Genomic DNA, 18,665 nt, shown 5'->3' on the forward strand with positions numbered 1-18,665 from the left:
TGCCTCCGAGGGGATTCCGGGACCGTGCGCCAGGCCATCGCCATCCATGGCGGCGGCGCGCGCGTGGACGGCGATCAGTCGAAGGACTTGGTCACCGTCAGGTAGTAACCGCGCCCGAGCGCATTGTGCAGCGAAGAATAGCCCAGCGCGCTCGGGGTCAGCGGCGGCTGGCGATCGCCGATGTTGCGCACCGTCAGGCGGATACGGGTGCCATCGAGGAAGCCCTCGGTTCCGCTGAAGCGATGCTCGGCCCAGAGGTTGGTCGTCGTCCAGCTCGGCACCGGGTAGTAATTGCCGAGGTTGGAGACCGCGCCGGTCGATTCGAAGGCGTCGGTGTGGTTGACGAAGGTGCCCAGGCCCCAGCCGTCCTTGCGCCAGGAGGCGCTGAAGGTCGCGCGCCATTCCGGCTTGCCGTTGACGCCCAGCAGGTTGCCGGCGTTGCGGATGTCGAAGTTGTCATCGATGACCCCGGCTTCCTGGGCGGCGATGATGCGCAGCTCGTCCTCGGTCGGGTCCTGCGACATCTCGATCAGGCGGGTCGCGTTGAGGCTGGAGTAGAAGGTGCCGGCATTGTCCGTGCGCAGGCGCCAGTCGACGCCGAAGTCGATGCCGCGCGTGGTCCGCGGCAGGCGGTTGATGTAGACGTCGTCGACGTAGTCGACCATGCCCACCGGCGCCAGCCCGGTGCCGTCGAACAGGTCGATCCGGGCCTGATCGGGCTCCAGCCGCACCACCGCCGGGTTGTACGAGCCCTCCATGCGCAGCAGGTAGTCCAGCGCCAGCTGCGTGGCCTCGCCCAGGATGCCGATCACGTCTTCCTGCTGGATCTCGAAGTAGTCGGCGGTGAACGTCATCCGGGTGGATTCGGGCAGGAAGCGCGGCTGGAACACGACGCCCGCCGACCAGGTTTCCGCCGTCTCCGGCTGCAGGTCGCGGTTGCCGCTGCGGATCGCCATGGTGCTGTAGCTGCGGCCGCAGCGGTGCACGCCGTCGATGGTGCCGTTGCGGATGTCGGCCTCGCAGACGTAGTAGTCGGTGCGGCTGTTGCTGACCGTGGTGCCTTCGGCGTACAGCTGCAGGATGTTGGGCGCGAGGAAGCTCTCCGACCAGTTGCCGCGGACCATCAGGCCGTCCACGATGTCCCAGGCCAGCGAGACCTTGGGCTTGGTGACGCCGCCGAAGTCCGAGTAGCGCTCGTGGCGCCCGGCGACCTGCAGGTCCAGCGCGCGCACCAGCGGCACGCCCATCGACGGCGACACCAGCGGGATCGCGAACTCGGCGTACAGCGAACCGACGTCGCGGTCGCCGGAGTTGTCGCCCGACGGGCTGGCGCCGAGCACGTCGCTGGTGATCGCGCCGTTCATCGGGTTGGTGTAGGTGATCGTGCCGTCGAAGCGCGGGTCGCGGTCGTCCTTCAGGGTTTCCCGGCGCCACTCGGCACCGAAGGCGACGCCGACGTGGCCGGCGGGCAGCGCGAACAGATCCTCGCGGATGAAGCGGGTATCGACCTGGAACAGCGTCGCCTTGCTCTTGCGGACCACGGGGACGGTGAAGTGGTCGATCGCCACCTGATTGCGCGCGGAATCCGGCGGCGCACCCCAGTCGGCAAGGTTGCCGCCGTGGAAGGGGTTGTAGGCATCGGGCGTGCTCCACGCCAGCGCCTCGCTGAACAGCGTGTTGCTGATCGAGCCGTGCTGGGTGTCGGTGGTGTTGGCCTCCGAGTACAGCACCGCGCCTTCCCAGTCGAAGCCGCCCACCATGCCGCGGACGCCGGCCAGGAACCGGTACTGGTCGTCATCGACCGTGTACGGGCGCGTGGTGTCGGTGGCGCGGAAGCTGGTCATGCGCACGTCCAGCCCCTCCTCCGGCGCGTCGATGCCGGCCAGGCGGTTGGGGTTGAGCGAGCCGTCGGGCAGGTACATGGCGCCGAACGGGTTCCAGTAATTGGTCTTCGGCACGATGATCGGCGCCGCGCCCAGCGCCGCCGCCTGCTCGCGCATGCCCTTGTAGCGGGACTCGTAGTACGCCAACTCCGCGAAGGCGACGAAGTTGTCGTCGAGGTCGTGCTCGAGCGTGCCGAACACGTTCATGCGGTCGACCTCGCCCAGGATGTTGCGCTGGTGGTTCGGGCTGAAGCGCAGCGGCCGGTCGGCGTCGGTGCTCTGGGAGCCCGAGTTGATGCAGACGTCACCGGTGACCTGCGCGGTACAGCCGTGGTGGCCGACCGGGTCGATGTGGAAATAGCCGCTGGCGCTGGTGATCGAACCGTTGTCGGCATCGCGCACGCGCACGCCGTCGATGGTCTGGAACACGCCCCAGGCCGTGCCGGTGATGCGGTCGTCGAAGGCGGTGACGCCCTCGAAGTCGGTGCCGTCCATCTGCGCGCGGCGGTCCATGTTGGCGCTGTAGTCGCGCTCGGTGGCCGGGAGGTCGGTGCGGTGCGTCCAGCCGCCGACCACCGTGGCCCGCGTGCGGCCATCGTTGAACCACTTGCCGGCCTTGAAGTTGATATTGCCCTGGCGGAAGTCCACGTCTTCGGAGCCGCCGTACTGGCCCTGCACCTGGAAGCCCTGGTAGTGGGTGTCGAGCACCACGTTGACCACGCCGGCCACCGCATCGGATCCGTACAGCGCGGACGCGCCGCCGAGCAGCGTCTCCACCCGGCGGGTGCCGAACAGCGGGATCGCGTTCATGTTGGCGGTCTGCCGCGGCACCAGCGCCTCGGTCTGCGTGCCCGGATGCGGGACCATGCGACGCCCGTTCACCATCAGCAGGGTGTTGCCGGTGCCGAGGTTGCGCAGGTTGATCGAGCCGACGTCGCCGCGCGCGGCGTTGAGGTTGGCGGCGGTGTCGGCGTTGTTGAACATCATGTCGCCGACCTGCGGGATCGACTGCAGCAGCTCGTCGCCGGAGATCGCGCCGGTCGCCTCGATCTTCTCCTCGTCCATTATCAGGACCGGCGACGGCCCCTCGGTGCGCGTGCTCGCAAGCCGGCTGCCCACGACCACGACGGCGTCCAGCTCCTTTGCGGTGGCAGTGGCGGTGGCGGTTGTCTGCAGCGGCGGCGTATCCGGCTCCGCGACATCCTGCTGCTGTGCAAACGCCATGCTCTGGAGCGTCGCGCCGAGGATGACGCTGAGCAGCGTCGGCTTGGTCAGGCGATGGTGCATGTGGTGTTCCCTCCGAAGACATCAAACCGGCGCGCAGGCGCGCTCCCCTTATTCGACTTTAGCGGCGTTGCCGTTTCGCCAGCCCTCGTTTTTCTGCCCCATCCCATAGCGGGAGGTTATGCCTGCGCGCCTACTGCGCGAAGGCAGCCGCGCCCGGGCGCCGGGGATCGGCCGCGCCTTCCACGTGGGACGCCTCCAACAGCAGCGTCTGCGTGCTGCCGATGGTCTGTCCCTGCTCCGGCTCGTGGCCGCGCTCGCGCAGGATGCGCAGCGTGTCCGGACTGAACCCGCGCTCGATGTCGAGCTCGCCACGCGCGGTGACCTGCTGGTGGATGCGCGGGAACGACGTCGCCTCCGCGATGTTCATGTCGAAGTCGACGACGTTGACGATCATCTGCACGATCGTGCCCGGGATGGTGTTGCCGCCCGGGCTGCCGGTCACAAGCCACGGCCGGCCATCGCGCAGCAGCATCGTCGGCGACATGCTCGACACCGGGCGGCTGCCCGGCCGCAATGCGTTCGCCGGCGGCTCGCGGCCCTCGCGGGCGGCATCGAGTTGCGCCTGCAGCGAGAAGTTGCCGATCAGGTTGCCTAGCAGGAAACCCGTGCCTTCAAGCATCACCCCTGAGCCGAAGTCGGCGCCGATGGTGTAAGTGGTGCTGACCGCGTTGCCCTCGTCGTCCACCACCGAGAAATGGGTGGTGTCCGGTCCTTCATGGGCCCAGATGTCGCCCGCGTCGACCGCGGCCGCAGGCGTCGCCCGGTCCATCGCGATCTCCGTCGCACGCGCCGCGCCATAGGCCTTTGAAACAAAGCCCTGCAGCGGCACGGGTGACGCCGCCGGATCGTTGGCGTGGGCCCGACGGTCGCGCCAGGCGCGCTTGGTCGCCTCGGCCAGCACGTGCAGCGCATCGGCGGAGCCTGCTCCCATCGTCGCCAGGTCGAAGTGCTCCAGGATATTGAGCGTCATCGCGATCCCCGGCCCGCCGCCACTGGACGGCGGCATGGTCAGCAGCGCATAGCCGCGGTAGCTGCCGCGCAGCGGCTCGCGCGCGATGGCGCGATACGCGGCCAGGTCGGCCTTGCGCAGCAGCCCACCGTGGGCGCGCATGCCGGCGTCGATCCGCTCGGCGATCGCGCCGCGATAGAACGCATCAGCGCCGTGTTCGGCGATCTGGCGCAGGGACCAGGCCAGGTCGGCCTGCACCAGGCGCTCGCCCGCGCGCAGCGCGGATCCGTCCGGGTGCAGGAAGACCTTCGCGCCCGCAGTGCTGCGCGCCAGTCGCTCCCGGCCCCAATCCAGCGCAAAGGCCTCGTCGCGGCTGAGCACCATCCCATCCGCAGCCAGTCGGATCGCGGGCTGCAGCAACTGCTTCCAGGGCAGGCGGCCGTGCGCTTCGTGCGCCAGCGCCAGACCCGCCACGGTGCCCGGCACGCCCGCGGCGCGGATGCCGGCCGAGTGGCCCTTCAGGGTTCCGTCCCCACCGATGTAGGCATCGAGCGTGGCCAGCGCGGGCGCCATCGAGCGGAAGTCGATCGCGACCGCGGCGGCCCCTCCCGCGGGATGGACCAGCATGTAGCCGTCGCCGCCGATGTTGCCGGCGCGCGGAAGGGTCACGGCCATGGCAAAGGCCATCGCCACGCTGGCGTCGACCGCGTTGCCGCCATCGCGCAACACCTGCGCCCCGATCCTGCTGGCATGCGCGCTCTGGCTGACGACCATGCCGCCCTCGGCGACCACGGGCTTGTGGATCTGTTCGTAGTTGAGCAACTGCCGCGTCTGCGCTGGCGCCGCCGAGCCGGCGGCCAGGCAGAGCGCGAACAGCGCCACGCGGAACAGCCTGGATTGCCTGCGCATGTGGTGGTCTCCTTGTCGGCGGGGCAGCGCTTCGACACTGCCCGAGGCCGGCCCGGCTGTCGCCCAGCTTTCCTGCGGACGGGTATGCGGCGGGGCTATGGGCGCGGCCATAACCTGGCGTTATCGGACACCTCCGCAAAGCGTGGGGCGCCCGGCGTGCGATCGCGATAGCCTCGGGACCTCCTCCCGCCGGCGACGCACCCGTCGCCGGCCTCCGCAGGAACCTGCCCTTGACCTCGTCCCTGCTGCACGCATCGCTCTCCACGGCATACCGCGCGCTTGCCTCGCTGTCCGTGCTCTGCCTGGTCGCCTGCGGCACCGGCGCAGGCGCCGGCACACCCGCGCCCCCACCGCCGGCCGCCGTGGCGGACACGCCCGCGGCAGGCCTGGTCAGCAGCGCGCACCCGCTCGCCACCGAGGCCGGTCTGGACGTGCTGCGCCGTGGCGGCAGCGCGATCGATGCCGCCATCGCCGTGCAGGCCATGCTGGGCCTGGTCGAGCCGCAGAGCTCGGGGCTGCTGGGCGGCGCGATCGTGCTGCATTACGACGCGGACTCGGGCCGGGTGGACAGCTGGATCGGCCGCGAGCGCGCGCCAGCGGCCGCCGTGCCCGGCATGTTCACCGACGGCAACGGGCACATGCTGGTGCGCGCCGACGCGATGCTGAGCGGACACGCCACCGGCGTACCCGGCGCGCTGCACGCGCTGGAGCTCGCACACGCCGCGCACGGCCTGCTGTCCTGGTCCACGCTGTTCGAATCCACGGCGGCGCGGGCCGAGCAGGGCTTCGCGGTGACGCCGCGCCTGCATCGCCACATCGCCGGCACGTTTCCGCAGGCAGGGGCATCCGACGTGGTGGCGCTGTTCGCCGCAGCGGACGGCACCCCGCTACGCGTCGGCGACACCTTCCACAATCCGGCCTATGCCGCCAGCCTGCGCACGATAGCCGTGCGCGGCGCCGATGCCCTGCGCTCGGGGCCGCTGGCCGACGCACTGGTGGCGCGCGTCGCGCAGCCGCCGCACGGCGCGCGCATGACGCTGGCGGACCTGCGCGAAGGCAGCGCCGAACGCAGCGACGCCATCTGCCGTCCCCTGCGCGCCTGGGTGATCTGCGCGGCACCGCCGCCCGCCAGCGGCGTCGGCCTGCTGCAGCTCATGTTGCTGCTCGACGGCACCGACATCGCCGAACGCGGCCCCGACGATCCACAGGCCTGGTTCCTCTTCGCCGAAGCCAGCCGCCTGATGTACGCCGACCGCGACCACTACGTCGGCGACCCGCGCTTCACGCAGGTGCCGGTAGCGGGCCTGCTTGATCCGGACTATGTCGCTGCGCGCCGCGCGCTGATCGGCGCGCATGCCGCCACCGGCCGGCCCGCGCATGGCCAGCCGCCCGCCGCGACCGCGCACGGGGCCGACGCCACCCACGAGCCCGCCGGCACCAGCCACTTCGTCGTGGTCGACGCCGCGGGCAACGCGGTGTCGATGACCACCACCATCGAATCCTATTTCGGCTCCGGGCGCGTGGTCGGCGGCATGCTGCTCAACAACCAGCTGACCGACTTCTCCTGGGGCCCGGGCACGACTGCCGCCAACGCGATCGCACCCGGCAAGCGCCCGCGCTCATCGATGTCGCCTGTGATCGTGCTCGACCGCGACGGCGGTTTCGTCGGCGCGATCGGCTCGCCGGGCGGCAACGCGATTCCCGCCTACGTCGCCAAGGCCCTGATCGGATGGCTCTATTGGGACCTGCCGCTGCAACAGGCGGTCGCGCTGCCCAACCTGGTCGCGCGCGGCGAACGCTTCAACGGTGAGGCCGCCGCTTTTTCCCCGGCGCTGCGCGCGGCGCTGTCCGGGCGCGGCATCGACATCGTCGCGGGCGCCGGGGAGGACTCGGGCCTGCACGGCGTGGCCCGGACCGACGGCGTCCTGCAGGGCGCCGCCGACCCGCGTCGCGAAGGCGTCGTTGCACAACCTTAGTCACGCGACATACGGGCAACCGGCGGCGATCATGAAGGTGCCACCCTGGAGTGCCGGCCGACAATGCGCTTTCGCCAGATCGAAGTCTTCCACGCCGTCTATACCTCCGGCTCCATCAGCGCCGCCGCGCGCGCGCTGCACGTCTCGCAGCCCTCGGTCAGCAAGGTGCTGCAGCACACCCAGCAGCAGCTGGGGCTGGAACTGTTTCGCCTGGTGCGCGGGCGCCTGGTCGCCACCGACCAGGCACACGAGCTGTTCGTCGAAGTTTCCGAGGTCTTCAACCGGCTGACTTCGTTGCAGAAGACGGTCGGCAACCTGCGCAGCTTCGCCGGCGGCCGCATCCGCCTGGCGGTCGTGCCTTCGCTGGGGCTGCACGTCGCGCCGCTGGCGATTGCGCGTTTCCGTGCGCGCCACCCGGACGTCACCTTCGACGTACAGACGCTGCACCACGATGCGCTGTTCCAGGCACTGTACGAACGCAGCTGCGACATCGCCATCGCCTACGACCCGCCCATGCACCCACGAATGAAACGTCGCGACATCGACACCGGGGAGCTGATGCTGTTATTCCAGACTGCGGCCCTTCCCGGCGTCGACGAGCACGTGCCGCTGCGGATCCTCGACGGCCAGGACCTGGTGGGCCTGACCACGGGCGGGCCGGTGGGCGAACTGCTCAACCGCGAGCTCCAGCGCCAGGACATCACGGTCAACGAAGTGGTTTCCAACCAGACCTTCTACATCGCCGCCGAACTGGCGCGCCACGGCGTGGGCGTGGCGGTGGTGGACGAGTTCACCGCGCGCGCAGCCACGGGCCCCGCCACCTCGCACCGGCCGTTCTCGCCGCCGCTGCGCTTCAAGGTGCAGTGCGTGCACCTCGAGGACCGCCCGCCATCGGAGGCCGCGCGCCGCTTCCTGGTGGTGTTTGCAAAGGCCCTGCGCGACACGCGCCCGGGCGGGGCCTAGGCAGCGCTGCCCGGCGCGGCGACACCGGACAGCCGGTCCAGCCGGATCCGGTTTGCGAACAGCGAGAACGCCAGCTGTCCGGCCAGGCCGTTCGCGCGCGCCACCCAGTCGGGCAGCCAGCGCGGCGGCGCCAGCACCCCGGCATCGAACAGCGGATCGAAGGCCTGCACGTCGTCAAGCGTCATCTTGCCGGCGAACAGGCGCCGGCACTGGCGCAGGCGGCCGTCGCGCAGCGCGTGGCGGAAGAAGGTGTGCACCTCCACCAGCCCGCGCAGGTAGACCGTGTCCTTGGCGAAGGCCGCGCCGCCGGTCACCGGCACGCCGCGGAACACGCGCTGGGCCGAGGAGAAGCTTTCCGCAGCGTCCTGGCCGGCGTCGCGGAAGTAGCCGAACACCTGCAGGAAGTCCGCGCCCTCCATCGCCATCGCGATGGCCTCGGTGCGCAGGCTGATGCGCTTCATGCGTTCGATGTCGATGCTGCCGGTGATCTGTTCGGCCAGCACCGCCAGGCCCTCCTGGGTGGCGGTGATGCGCGGCGAGGACATCGCCAGGCTCGGCAGCAGCGGCTGCGCGCGGCCGTTGAGCGCGGTCAGCGAATGCACCAGCGCCTCGTGGTGCAACAGTTGGCGGCGGTCGTAATCGGTGTAGGCGGCACCGGTGCGCAGGCGGATGCGGTAGGCGCCGGCCGCAGCCTTGGCGATCATGTCCGGGTCCAGCTCCACCGCCACCACGCGCCCGCCGAAGAAGGCGTCGAGCGCGTTCTGCAGCTGCAGCTGCAGCGCGTTGGCGGAGATCGCGACCTGCTCCTCCGGCGCCAGCAGTTCGCGGTCGAGCTCGTTGGCGATGGCGATGAAATGGCGCGCGGCCTCGCGCGTGCTCGGCCCGCCGCCAGGCAGCGGGTCGTCCGGCCGGCCGTACAGCGCCACCGACAGCGCACCGGCCGCGGGCGTGCCCAGCGCTTCGAGCATGCGCGCGGCCACGTCCCACTGCCGCGCCGAGTCCACCAGGTAGCGACCGAGCGGATGCGCGGGGTCGGCGGCATCCACGATCGCCTGCAGTTCGCGGCGGGCATCGCTGAAGTCATGGCGGGGATAGCCGACCCGCGGCAGCCGCAGCCGGCCCTGCGCAAGGCCGGCAAGGAACTCCTGCTGCACCGTCGCAGGCCAGCTTGCCAAGGTCAGCACCCGGATCCCGCGCGCCGCCGCGACCATGCGCGCGTCGAGCGCGGCGTGGCCTGCGAGCTCGGGCGACCGGGCGTCCACGCCTCAGCGCTTGCCGGACCGGTCGTCCGGCCGTTTCTGTGGAGTGCGCGATGGCAGCTTCGCGACCTGCCGGTCGGCCAGGCGCGAGGCCAGGCGGTCCGAGGCGGCGGCGAGTTCGCCGCCAAGCTTCAGGTAGTTGAGGAAGCGGCCTTCGTCGAGCGTCCCGCTGGCGATCGCGGCGCGCACCGCGCAGCCGGGCTCGCGGCCGTGCGCGCAGTCGCGGAACCGGCATTGCGCCGCCAGCGCCTCGATGTCGGCGAAGCCGCCGTCGGCGAGTTCCTCTTCGCCGGTGGGTTTGAGTTCGCGCATGCCGGGCGTGTCGATCAGGCAGGCGCCGGTGGCCAGCGGGAGCAACGCGCGATGGGTGGTGGTGTGGCGGCCGCGGGCATCGTGTTCGCGCACCGCGGCGGTCTTCATCCGGTCGCTGCCGAGCAGGGTGTTGGTCAGCGTGGACTTGCCGGCGCCGGAGCTCCCGACCAGCACGGCGGTGTCGCCCGGACGCAGCCAGGGCGACAGCGCCACGACCGCCGCCGCGTCCTTCGCGTTCACTGCCACCGCAGGCACGCCCAGGGCCTCGATGGCGGCCAGCGCGGCGTGCGCCGCGGCCGGGTCGGCACCCGGCAGGTCGGCCTTGGTCAGCACCACCACCGGCTGCGCGCCGCTGCCCTGCACCAGCAGCAGGTAGCGCTCGATGCGGCGCGGATTGAAGTCCCCGTCCAGCCCGCAGACCACGAAGGCCACGTCGACGTTGGCGGCGATCAGCTGCTGCCGGTAGTGCTCGCCGGCGGCGCCGCGCTTGATCGCGCTGCGGCGCGGCAACAGGGCGACGATGCGCTTGCCGTCCTCGACCAGCACCCAGTCTCCGACTGCGGGCCGGTCTTCCGGCGCCACCGTGCCCTTGCGGTATCCGACCGGCCGCTGCCACTCGGGCAGCGACTCCACCGCGACGCCGTCGTCGGGACCGGTGGCCACCACGTAGCCCGAGCGATGCTGCTCGACCACCCGCGCAGGGCGCGCCTGCGGATGCGCGTCCATCGCCTCCTGCCAGCGCGGATCGATGCCGGCCCGCCAGCCGATGGCCTGCAGTTCGGCGGGGGCGGGATTCAAGCGCTGGGGCGATGGAAGATCATGGCCGCGATTCTAGCGCCCGCCAGCGCTGCCGGCTTGGCAGCCCTTGGTGCGCCTGCGACCATCGCGCGTCACTGCCCCCGACTGGATTCCAGATGACGCCTTCCACCGAAGAACGCCGGCACCGCTGCGGCCACGCGGCCACGCGCGCCGCCCGCTGGCTGCCCGCCGCGCTGGCGTTGCTCGTGGCCGGCTGTGCGTCGCACCAGCCGATCGATCCGCCGGAGGCGGCGGCCTCCGTGCCGCCCGCCGCCGCTCCGGCGGACGTACCGCAGGTGGCGGTCCAGGTCCGAAAGGCCTGGCGCTTCGACGCGGACGGCATCCGCTTCGACAACCTGCTGCCCGCGGCGCGGCTGTCCGGCGTGGAGCGCCTGGGTGAAGGCCGCTACCGCATCGACATCGCCCCGGAAACGGAGCCGGTCAATCCCAGCGCCTGGTATGGCTTCCGCATCCACGCCGACGCGCCGCGCACGCTGGAGCTGCGCTTCGCCTATGCCCACGGCCATCGCCACCGCTACGTGCCCAAGCTCAGCGCCGACGGCCGGGAGTGGCGCGAGGCCGGTGGCGACGAGTACCGGGTCGATGACGACGGCGTCGCCCATCTGCAGCTGCAGCTCGAAACGGGCGCGCTGCACGTGTCGGCACAGCCGCCGTTCCTGCCCGGGGACTTCGAGGCGTGGTCGGCAGACGTCGCCGCGCGGCTCGGCGTCGAGCCACGCACCTTCGGCAGTTCGGTCCAGGGCCGCCCGCTGCATGTTTTCGAGTTCGGCGCCGTTGCCGACACCGACGCACCGGTGCTGCTGGTGCTCGGGCGCCAGCATCCGCCCGAGAACACCGGGACCCAGGCGCTGACCGGATTCATAGAGTCCCTGGCCGCGGACACGCCGCAGGCACGCACGTTTCGCGAACGGGTGCGCGTGCTCGTGGTGCCGCTGCTGAACCCGGACGGCGTGGTCGAGGGCCACTGGCGCGGCAACGCCAACGGCGTCGACCTCAACCGCGACTGGGGGCCATTCGCGCAGCCGGAAACGCGCGCGCTGCGCGACCTGTTGGACGCCCGCGGCATCGACGCCGGCCGCGTGGCCTTCGCCATCGATTTCCACTCCACCTTCCGCGACGTGTTCTACACCGTGACCGAGGATCCATCGCGCGCGCCGGGCGGCGTGCTGCACGCGTGGATCACGGCCATGCAGGCCGGTTTCGACATCGAGGAAAAGCCATCCACCGCCCGCTCGCCGGTGTTCAAGAACTGGGCGTTCTGCCGCCTAGGCGCGCCAACGGTGACCTACGAGGTGGGCGATACCACGCCCGCCGCGGAGCTGGACAAGGCCGCCCGCCACGCGGCGCAAAGCCTGATGGCCCTGCTGCTGGAGCCGCAGCCGCCCACGGCCGTCCCGGAATGCCCGCACTTCGGCGTCGGCGACTCACATCGGCAATTCCGCTAGTCTCTGCCGTCCGCCCGCGCCGACCGTCCCGCATGTCCAAGCCGCCGCTCGCCACCCGTGAACGCCTGACCGAGGTGCGCTACGAGATCCGCGGCGAGCTCGCGCGCCGCGCCCGCGAGCTCGAGGCCGAAGGCCACGTGCTGATCAAGCTCAACATCGGCAACCCCGGCGCCTTCGGCTTCCGCGCGCCGGAGCACATGCAGCGCGCGATCGCCGACCACATCCACGACACCGATCCCTACGCGCACCAGCAGGGCCTGCCGGCGGCGCGCGAGGCCATCGCCCTGCACCACGCCGCGCGCGGCACCCCCGGCGCCTCGGCCGACAATGTCTTCATCGGCAATGGCGTCAGCGAACTGATCGACATCAGCCTGCGCGCCCTGCTCAATCCCGGCGACGAGGTGCTGCTGCCCTCGCCCGACTATCCGCTGTGGTCGGCCTCGACCATCCTCAACGACGGCCGCCCGGTGTACTACCGCTGCCGGGTGGAAAACGGCTTCCTGCCCGACCCCGACGAGATCGAGGCGCTGGTGTCGCCGCGCACGCGCGCGATCGTGCTGATCAACCCCAACAATCCCACCGGCGCCAGCTATCCGCGCGCGCTGCTGGAGCGGATCGTCGCCGTGGCCCGCCGCCATGGCCTGCTGCTGATGGCCGATGAGATCTACGACGGCATCACCTACGACGATGCGCGCTTCGAGCCGCTGGCACCGATCGCCGACGATGTGCCCTGCCTCTCCTTTGGTGGCCTGAGCAAGGTCCACCGCGCCTGCGGCTGGCGCATCGGCTGGGCAGTGCTGTCCGGTGATGCGGCCGCGACCGCCGGCTACCGCCAGGCCATCGACCTGCTCGGCGCGCTGCGCCTGTGCGCGAATGTGCCCGGACAGTTCGCGGTGCCGGCGGCACTGTCCGGCCTGGACACCATCGGCCCGCTGGTCGCGCCCGGCGGCCGCCTGCACGAAGCGCGACGCATTGTGGCCGAGGCCTGCGCGGCCAGCCCGCACCTGGAGCTGCGCGTGCCCGATGGCGCGCTGTATGCCTTTCCCGGCGTGGTCGGCGCCGCGGCACGGGGCTTCGACGACCATGCGTTTGCGTTGGAACTGATGGAAGCCGAGCACGTGCTGGTGGTGCCGGGATCGAGCTTCAACGTGCCCTACCGCAACCATTTCCGCGTCACCCTGCTGCCCGAACCCGAGCAGCTGCGCGAAGTGTTCCGCCGCATCGACCGCGTGCTGGCGCGCCGCGCGTCGGCGGGCCCTGCAAGGGCAGCCATGGCTGCGGCCGCCCGCCCAGCCACCGCCTGACCCATGCCCTTCTCCCACCTCGCCCTCGGCGACTCCTACACCATCGGCGAAGGCGTCGACCCCGAAGACCGCTGGCCGCACCAGCTCGCCCGCACCCTGCGCGCCGAAGGCGTCGACCTCGAAGACCCGCAGACCATCGCCGCCACCGGCTGGACCACGGACGAGCTCGACGCCGCGATCGATGCCGCCGACCCGGACGGCCCCTTCGACTTCGCCAGCCTGCTGATCGGCGTCAACAACCAGTACCGCGGGCGCGACGTCGACGACTACGCGCGCGGGTTCACCGCCCTGCTCGAACGCGGCATCGGCTTTGCCGGCGGCCGCCCCGACCGCATGCTGGTGCTGTCGATCCCGGACTGGGGCGTGACGCCGTTTGCCGCCGCTTCGGGACGCGACCTTGATGGGATCGCGCGCGAGCTCGATGCCTACAACGCCGCAGCGCGTGCGATCTGCGAAGCCCGCGGCGTCGCTTTCGTCGACATCACCGCGGCCAGCCGCGAACGCGGCGCCGAAGCCACGATGCTGGCCGACGATGGCCTGCATCCTTCCGCCACCATGTACACCGAATGGATGCGCCTGGCCCTGCCGGTCGCGCGCCGCTTGCTGCAGCCGCCAGGGACGACGCCATGACCACCCGCTCCGCCACCGCGCCCTTCCCGCCGGACGAGGCCCGCGCCATCGCGCGCGCCTTCCTGCCCCGGCGCTTCTACGGCAACCGCTACGACTATTTCTACACGCTGACCAAGCTGCGCACCGACCCGCTCTACCCCGGCGTCCTCGAAGCACTGCGCGGCAGCACTGCACCGGTGCTCGACCTCGGCTGCGGCCTGGGCCTGCTGCTGCACGCGCTGCGCCTGGACGGGCAGTCGATGGAATGGCACGGCGTGGACATCGACGCCGACAAGATCCGCCGCGGGCAGGCGATCGCCCAGCGCAACGGACTCGCCGCCGACGCCCGCTTCGAAGTGGTGGATCTCGCGCAGGGCTGGCCACCGCATCGCGGCAGCGTGGCGATCCTCGACGTGCTGCAGTACCTCGACGCCAAAGCCCAGCGCGCCCTGCTCGCCGACGCGGTCGCGATGCTGGAACCCGGGGCGAAGCTGGTCATCCGCAGCGGCCTGGGCGACGACACCGGACGCGGCCGCACCACCCGCATCACCGACCGCCTGGCGCACCTGGCCGGCTGGATGCAGGAAATACCCAAGCGCTACCCGACGCGGCCGGAGCTGGAATCGCAGCTGGCGGATGCGGGGCTGTCGGTGGAGTTCAGGCCGCTGTACGGCAGTACGCCGTTCAACAACTGGCTGGTGGTAGCGGAGCGGCGCTGACCGGCGAGGTCACCGGCTCGTGTACTCTTGCCCGCTTCCAGTCCCAGCGCAGGGAACGCAGCGGGATGTCGATCTATCTTCTGAAGGGACGTTTCCAGGGCCTGCTGCGGCCAGGCGTGCGCCTGCTCGCGCGCATCGGCGTCACCGCCAACCAGGTGACGCTTGCCGCCGCGGCACTGTCGCTGCTGGTGGCGTGGGTGGTGTTCAGCGCTGCTCCGGCACGTCCGCTGCTGTACCTGCTGCTGCCGATGTGGATGCTGCTGCGGATGGCGCTCAACGCCGTGGACGGCATGCTGGCGCGCGAGTTCGGCCAACAGTCGCCGCTGGGCGCGTACCTCAACGAACTGTGCGACGTGGTCGCGGACGCGGCCCTGTATCTGTGCCTGCTGGCAGTGCCCGGGATACAGACGCACCTGTTCTGGGCGATGGTGCTGCTGGCCCTGCTGACCGAGTACGCGGGCGTGCTCGGACTGATGGTGGGAGGTGGCAGGCGCTACGAAGGCCCGATGGGCAAGAGCGACCGCGCGTTCGTGGTCGGACTCATCGGCGTGCTGCTGGCCATGGAGTGGATCGGCGGCAGCGCCGTGAACATCGCGGTGGCGATCATGGCGGCGCTGTGCCTGCCGACGATCGGGCGCCGCATCAACGCAGGCATGCGGGAGGCACGCGAAGCCTCCCTTGCACACGGAGAGTGAAAGGATGCGCGAATACAGGGAGCTGGACTTCCCCGGCTGCGACGGCGAACGCCTCTACTGTCGCCACTGGCCGGCCACCGGTCCCTCGGAGGGGGCGATCGTGCTGCTGCATCGCGGGCATGAACATTCCGGGCGGATGGCGCACCTGGCCGACGAGCTGCAGATGCCCGGCCACGACGTGTTCGCCTGGGATGCGCGCGGCAACGGCCGCTCGCCCGGCGCGCGCGGCGATGCGGCCGGCTTCGAGACACTGGTGCGCGATCTGGACTGCTTCGCGGCCTGGATCGAGAGCGAACACGGCATCGCCCACGAACGCATGGCGGTGGTTGCGCAGAGCGTGGGCGCGGTGGTGGCCGCCGCCTGGGCGCACGATTACGCGCCGCGCCTGCGGGCGCTGGTGCTGGCCTCGCCGGCGTTCCGGGTCAAGCTGTACGTGCCCTTTGCCATTCCCGGCCTGCGCCTGCTGCAGGCGCTGCGCGGCAACTTCTTCGTCAACAGCTACGTCAAGCCGCAGTTCCTCACCCACGATCCGGAGCGGATCGCCAGCTACCGCACCGATCCGCTGATCACGCGGCCGATTTCGGTGCGGGTGCTGCTGGGCCTGTACGACGCCGCCGAGCGCATCGTCGACGATGCCAACGCGATCATCACTCCGACCCAGCTGCTGGTGTCGGGCGCCGACTTCGTCGTCCACCGGGCGCCGCAGGACCGCTTCTTCGAACGCCTGGGTTCGCACGTCAAGGAGCGGCACCTGCTGCCCGGTTTCTTCCACGACACCCTGGGCGAGCGGGACCGCGCGGTGGCGGTGGAGAAGATCCACGGCTTTCTGCAGGCCCGCTTCGCCGAGGCCGACGCGCAGGCACCCTCGCTGCTCGACGCCCACCGCCACGGCGCCAGCTTCGACGAGTCGCAGGTGCTGGCCTGGCCGCCGCGACGCTGGTCGGCGAAGGACCTGTACTGGCGCGCCACGCGCGCGGGCCTGCGCCTGGGCGGCCGCCTGTCGCGCGGCATCCGGCTTGGCCTCGACACCGGCTTCGACTCCGGCAGCACGCTGGACTACGTGTACGAGAACCAGGCCCGCGGCGCCGGCCCGCTGGGCCGCATGATCGACCGCAACTACCTGGGCGCGATCGGCTGGCGCGGCATCCGCGTGCGCCGCGAGCACCTGCACGAACTGCTGGGCGAGGCCATGCGCCGGCTGCGCGCCGAAGGCAGGCCGGTGGTGGCGGTGGACATCGCCGCCGGCCACGGCCGCTACGCACTCGAAGCCCTGGCGGCACGGGACGAGCGCGCCGACCGCATCCTGCTGCGCGACTACAGCCCGCTCAACGTGGACAAGGGCCGGGCCCTGATCCAGGCCCTGGGCGCCGGCGACATCGCCGCCTTCGAGCCCGGCGACGCCTTCGACCGCGCCTCGCTGGCGGCACTCGATCCGGCTCCGACGCTGGCCATCGTCTCCGGCCTGTACGAGCTGTTCCCGGACAACACCCTGCTGCGCGAATCGCTCGCCGGCCTCGCCGACGCGGTCCCGCCCGGCGGCTACCTGGTCTATACCGGCCAGCCCTGGCATCCCCAGCTCGAATTCATCGCCCGCGCCCTGACCAGCCACCGCGGCGGCGCGGCCTGGGTGATGCGTCGGCGCACCCAGGCCGAAATGGACCAGCTGGTGGCCGCCGCCGGCTTCCGCAAGCTCGAACAGCGGATCGACCGCTGGGGCATCTTCACCGTGTCGCTGGCCCAGCGCATCGGCGCCTGAGATGGCTGCGCCGCCGCAGGCCCGCCCCTGGAAGCGCGCGCTCGCATGGCTCGCCTTCCTCGGCCCGTTCTTTTACCTGAGCTACGGCCTGGCCAACGCCATGGCCGCACAGCGCGCGGACGTGCCGCATATCGCCTTCGACTGGGAGCACGCGCTGCCGTTCCTGGCCTGGACGATCGTGCCCTACTGGACCACCAACCTGTTCTACGCCGCCTCGCCCTTCCTGTGCCGCGACCGCGGCGAGCTCGACACCCACTGCCTGCGGCTGCTGTCGGTGCAGCTGTTGGCGGTGGCCTGCTTCCTGCTGTGGCCACTGGCTTTCAGCTTCGAACGCCCCGCCAGCGACGGCCTGTTCGGGGCCATGTTCGCGGCGCTGGAAGGCTTCGACCAGCCCTACAACCAGGCGCCCTCGCTGCACGTGGCGCTGACGATCATCCTGTGGACGCTCTATGCGCGCCATCTGCGCGGCGGCTGGCGGCTGGCGCTGCACCTGTGGTTCGCGCTGGTGTGCGTGTCGGTGCTGACCACCTACCAGCACCATTTCATCGACATCCCCACCGGCATCGCCGCCGGCTGGCTGTGCGTGTGGCTGTGGCCCCGGGATGCACGCACACCCTGGCGCGATACTCGCCCGACGCGCGATCCGGTGCGCTGGCGGCTGGCGGCCCTCTACCTGGCCGGCGCACTCGCCGCCGCCGCGCTCGCGGTGGCCGGAGGCGGGGGATGGCTGTGGCTGTGCTGGGTGGCTCTGTCGCTGGCGCTGGTTGCGTGCAATTACGCGCTGCTGGGTGCCGCGGGCTTCCAGAAGCGCGCGGACGGACGGCTTGGCACCGCGGCGCGCTGGCTGTACGCGCCCTACCTGGCCGCGGCCTGGATCAACTCGCGCTGGTGGACGCGCCGGCAGCCGGCCCCGGTCGAGGTCGCCGACGGCGTGTGGCTGGGGCGGATTCCCGGCCGCGCCGAGCGCGCGGGCCTGGCCGTCGTCGACGTGTGCGCCGAGCTGTCGCTGCCCGGCGGCACGCGCGAGGGCGACCGCAGCATCCCGATGCTCGACCTGGTGGTTCCGGAACCCGGCGCGCTGCGCGAGGCCGCGGAGGCCATCGAGCGCGCGGCCGCCCGCGGGCCGGTGCTGGTTTGCTGCGCACTGGGCTACTCGCGCAGCGCGGTGTCGGTGGCCGCCTGGCTGCTTGCAAGCGGGCGCGCGGCAAGCGTGGACGAGGCGATCGCCCGCGTGCGCGCGGCGCGGCCACAGGTGGTGCTGCGCGATGGCCACTGCATCGCGCTGCAGGCCGTGGTCGGGGCCGGCCGGGTACAGCCGGCACAGTCGAGCCTGCAGGCATCCGCGCGATGAAGCCGTTCGACCTCCGGGTGATGGCATCGTTGCTGCGCCAGGGGCGTCGCCTGCACGGCGTGAGCATGGGGCTGGCCGCGCTGGCCGCCGCCTGGCTTGTGCTGCAGACCGTGGTGCCGACCGCGGACGCGCTGGTCCTGGTGTTGCTGGCCGCCAGCCTGCTTGCGGCCGCCTCGCAGCTCTATTGCGCCATCCGGGTCGACTTCGACGCCGACCTGCTGGCGTCACTTTCGGCTGGCAATGAAAAGGATCCGGCGCAGGCGCTGGATGCCAGCCTGCAGGCACTCGGCCTGCGGCCGGCCGGGGATGCGCGCGGCTGGAACGAACGCTGGCACGGTGCGCGCGGATGGATGCTCCGCCAGGCAGCGCTGCTGACACTGCAGGGACTGCTGCTGGTGGCCGCCTGGCTGGCCGCCACCTGACAGCGCA

The 18,665-nt window shown here is 71.4% G+C and carries 14 protein-coding genes; 10 read left to right on the forward strand and 4 right to left on the reverse strand.

Annotated elements, in window-relative coordinates:
• Positions 1–74 precede the first annotated feature (74 nt).
• Positions 75–3,170 carry a TonB-dependent receptor gene (locus WCE37_RS12380; protein ID WP_343279625.1) on the reverse strand — a complete coding sequence of 1,032 codons (3,096 nt, stop codon included), beginning with the start codon at positions 3,168–3,170 and terminating at the stop codon, positions 75–77.
• 130 nt (positions 3,171–3,300) lie between these two features.
• Positions 3,301–5,028 carry a gamma-glutamyltransferase gene (gene ggt, locus WCE37_RS12385; protein WP_343279626.1) on the reverse strand — a complete coding sequence of 576 codons (1,728 nt, stop codon included), beginning with the start codon at positions 5,026–5,028 and terminating at the stop codon, positions 3,301–3,303.
• A 230-nt stretch (positions 5,029–5,258) separates the two neighbouring features.
• On the opposite strand from ggt, the gene WCE37_RS12390 reads away from it, so the two are divergent.
• Positions 5,259–7,004, forward strand: coding sequence for a gamma-glutamyltransferase family protein (locus tag WCE37_RS12390; protein WP_343279627.1), 1,746 nt, complete (start codon positions 5,259–5,261; stop codon positions 7,002–7,004).
• Positions 7,005–7,067: 63 nt separating this feature from the next.
• Positions 7,068–7,967 (forward strand): LysR family transcriptional regulator, encoded by a 900-nt coding sequence (locus tag WCE37_RS12395; protein ID WP_343277248.1) that lies wholly within the window; start codon positions 7,068–7,070, stop codon positions 7,965–7,967.
• On the opposite strand, the gene WCE37_RS12400 is transcribed toward WCE37_RS12395, so the two are convergent.
• Together WCE37_RS12400 and rsgA are read right to left on the reverse strand one after the other, a co-directional pair.
• On the reverse strand, positions 7,964–9,178 hold the full coding sequence (locus WCE37_RS12400; RefSeq protein ID WP_343279665.1) for a flavohemoglobin expression-modulating QEGLA motif protein: 1,215 nt from the start codon (positions 9,176–9,178) through the stop codon (positions 7,964–7,966). The genes WCE37_RS12395 and WCE37_RS12400 overlap by 4 nt on opposite strands.
• A 54-nt stretch (positions 9,179–9,232) precedes the next feature.
• Positions 9,233–10,315 (reverse strand): ribosome small subunit-dependent GTPase A, encoded by a 1,083-nt coding sequence (gene rsgA, locus WCE37_RS12405; protein WP_343279666.1) that lies wholly within the window; start codon positions 10,313–10,315, stop codon positions 9,233–9,235.
• Positions 10,316–10,452: 137 nt separating this feature from the next.
• Between rsgA and WCE37_RS12410 the strand changes: the two genes are divergently transcribed.
• From WCE37_RS12410 to WCE37_RS12445, 8 genes are all read left to right on the forward strand, one after another.
• Positions 10,453–11,802 (forward strand): M14 family metallopeptidase, encoded by a 1,350-nt coding sequence (locus WCE37_RS12410; protein ID WP_343277247.1) that lies wholly within the window; start codon positions 10,453–10,455, stop codon positions 11,800–11,802.
• Between the two features lie 32 nt (positions 11,803–11,834).
• Entirely contained in the window at positions 11,835–13,106 is a 1,272-nt protein-coding gene (locus tag WCE37_RS12415; RefSeq protein ID WP_343279628.1) for a pyridoxal phosphate-dependent aminotransferase, read from the forward strand.
• 3 nt (positions 13,107–13,109) lie between these two features.
• Positions 13,110–13,736: an SGNH/GDSL hydrolase family protein gene (locus WCE37_RS12420; RefSeq protein ID WP_343279629.1), complete on the forward strand. Its 627-nt coding sequence runs from the start codon at positions 13,110–13,112 to the stop codon at positions 13,734–13,736.
• Complete coding sequence (locus WCE37_RS12425) at positions 13,733–14,434, forward strand: methyltransferase domain-containing protein (protein WP_343279630.1); 702 nt, start codon at positions 13,733–13,735, stop codon at positions 14,432–14,434. Before WCE37_RS12420 ends, WCE37_RS12425 begins: the two co-directional genes overlap by 4 nt.
• A 65-nt stretch (positions 14,435–14,499) precedes the next feature.
• A complete protein-coding gene (locus tag WCE37_RS12430; protein ID WP_343279631.1) occupies positions 14,500–15,129 on the forward strand; it encodes a CDP-alcohol phosphatidyltransferase family protein in 630 nt (209 codons plus the stop codon).
• 4 nt (positions 15,130–15,133) lie between these two features.
• Complete coding sequence (locus WCE37_RS12435) at positions 15,134–16,885, forward strand: bifunctional alpha/beta hydrolase/class I SAM-dependent methyltransferase (RefSeq protein WP_343279632.1); 1,752 nt, start codon at positions 15,134–15,136, stop codon at positions 16,883–16,885.
• A 1-nt stretch (position 16,886) separates the two neighbouring features.
• Complete coding sequence (locus WCE37_RS12440) at positions 16,887–18,236, forward strand: phosphatase PAP2/dual specificity phosphatase family protein (RefSeq protein ID WP_343279633.1); 1,350 nt, start codon at positions 16,887–16,889, stop codon at positions 18,234–18,236.
• Complete coding sequence (locus WCE37_RS12445; RefSeq protein WP_343279634.1) at positions 18,233–18,658, forward strand: hypothetical protein; 426 nt, start codon at positions 18,233–18,235, stop codon at positions 18,656–18,658. Before WCE37_RS12440 ends, WCE37_RS12445 begins: the two co-directional genes overlap by 4 nt.
• The last annotated feature ends 7 nt before the right edge of the window (positions 18,659–18,665 follow it).

The sequence above is a fragment of the Luteimonas sp. MJ250 genome (assembly GCF_039548455.1).
Taxonomy (GTDB): domain Bacteria; phylum Pseudomonadota; class Gammaproteobacteria; order Xanthomonadales; family Xanthomonadaceae; genus Luteimonas.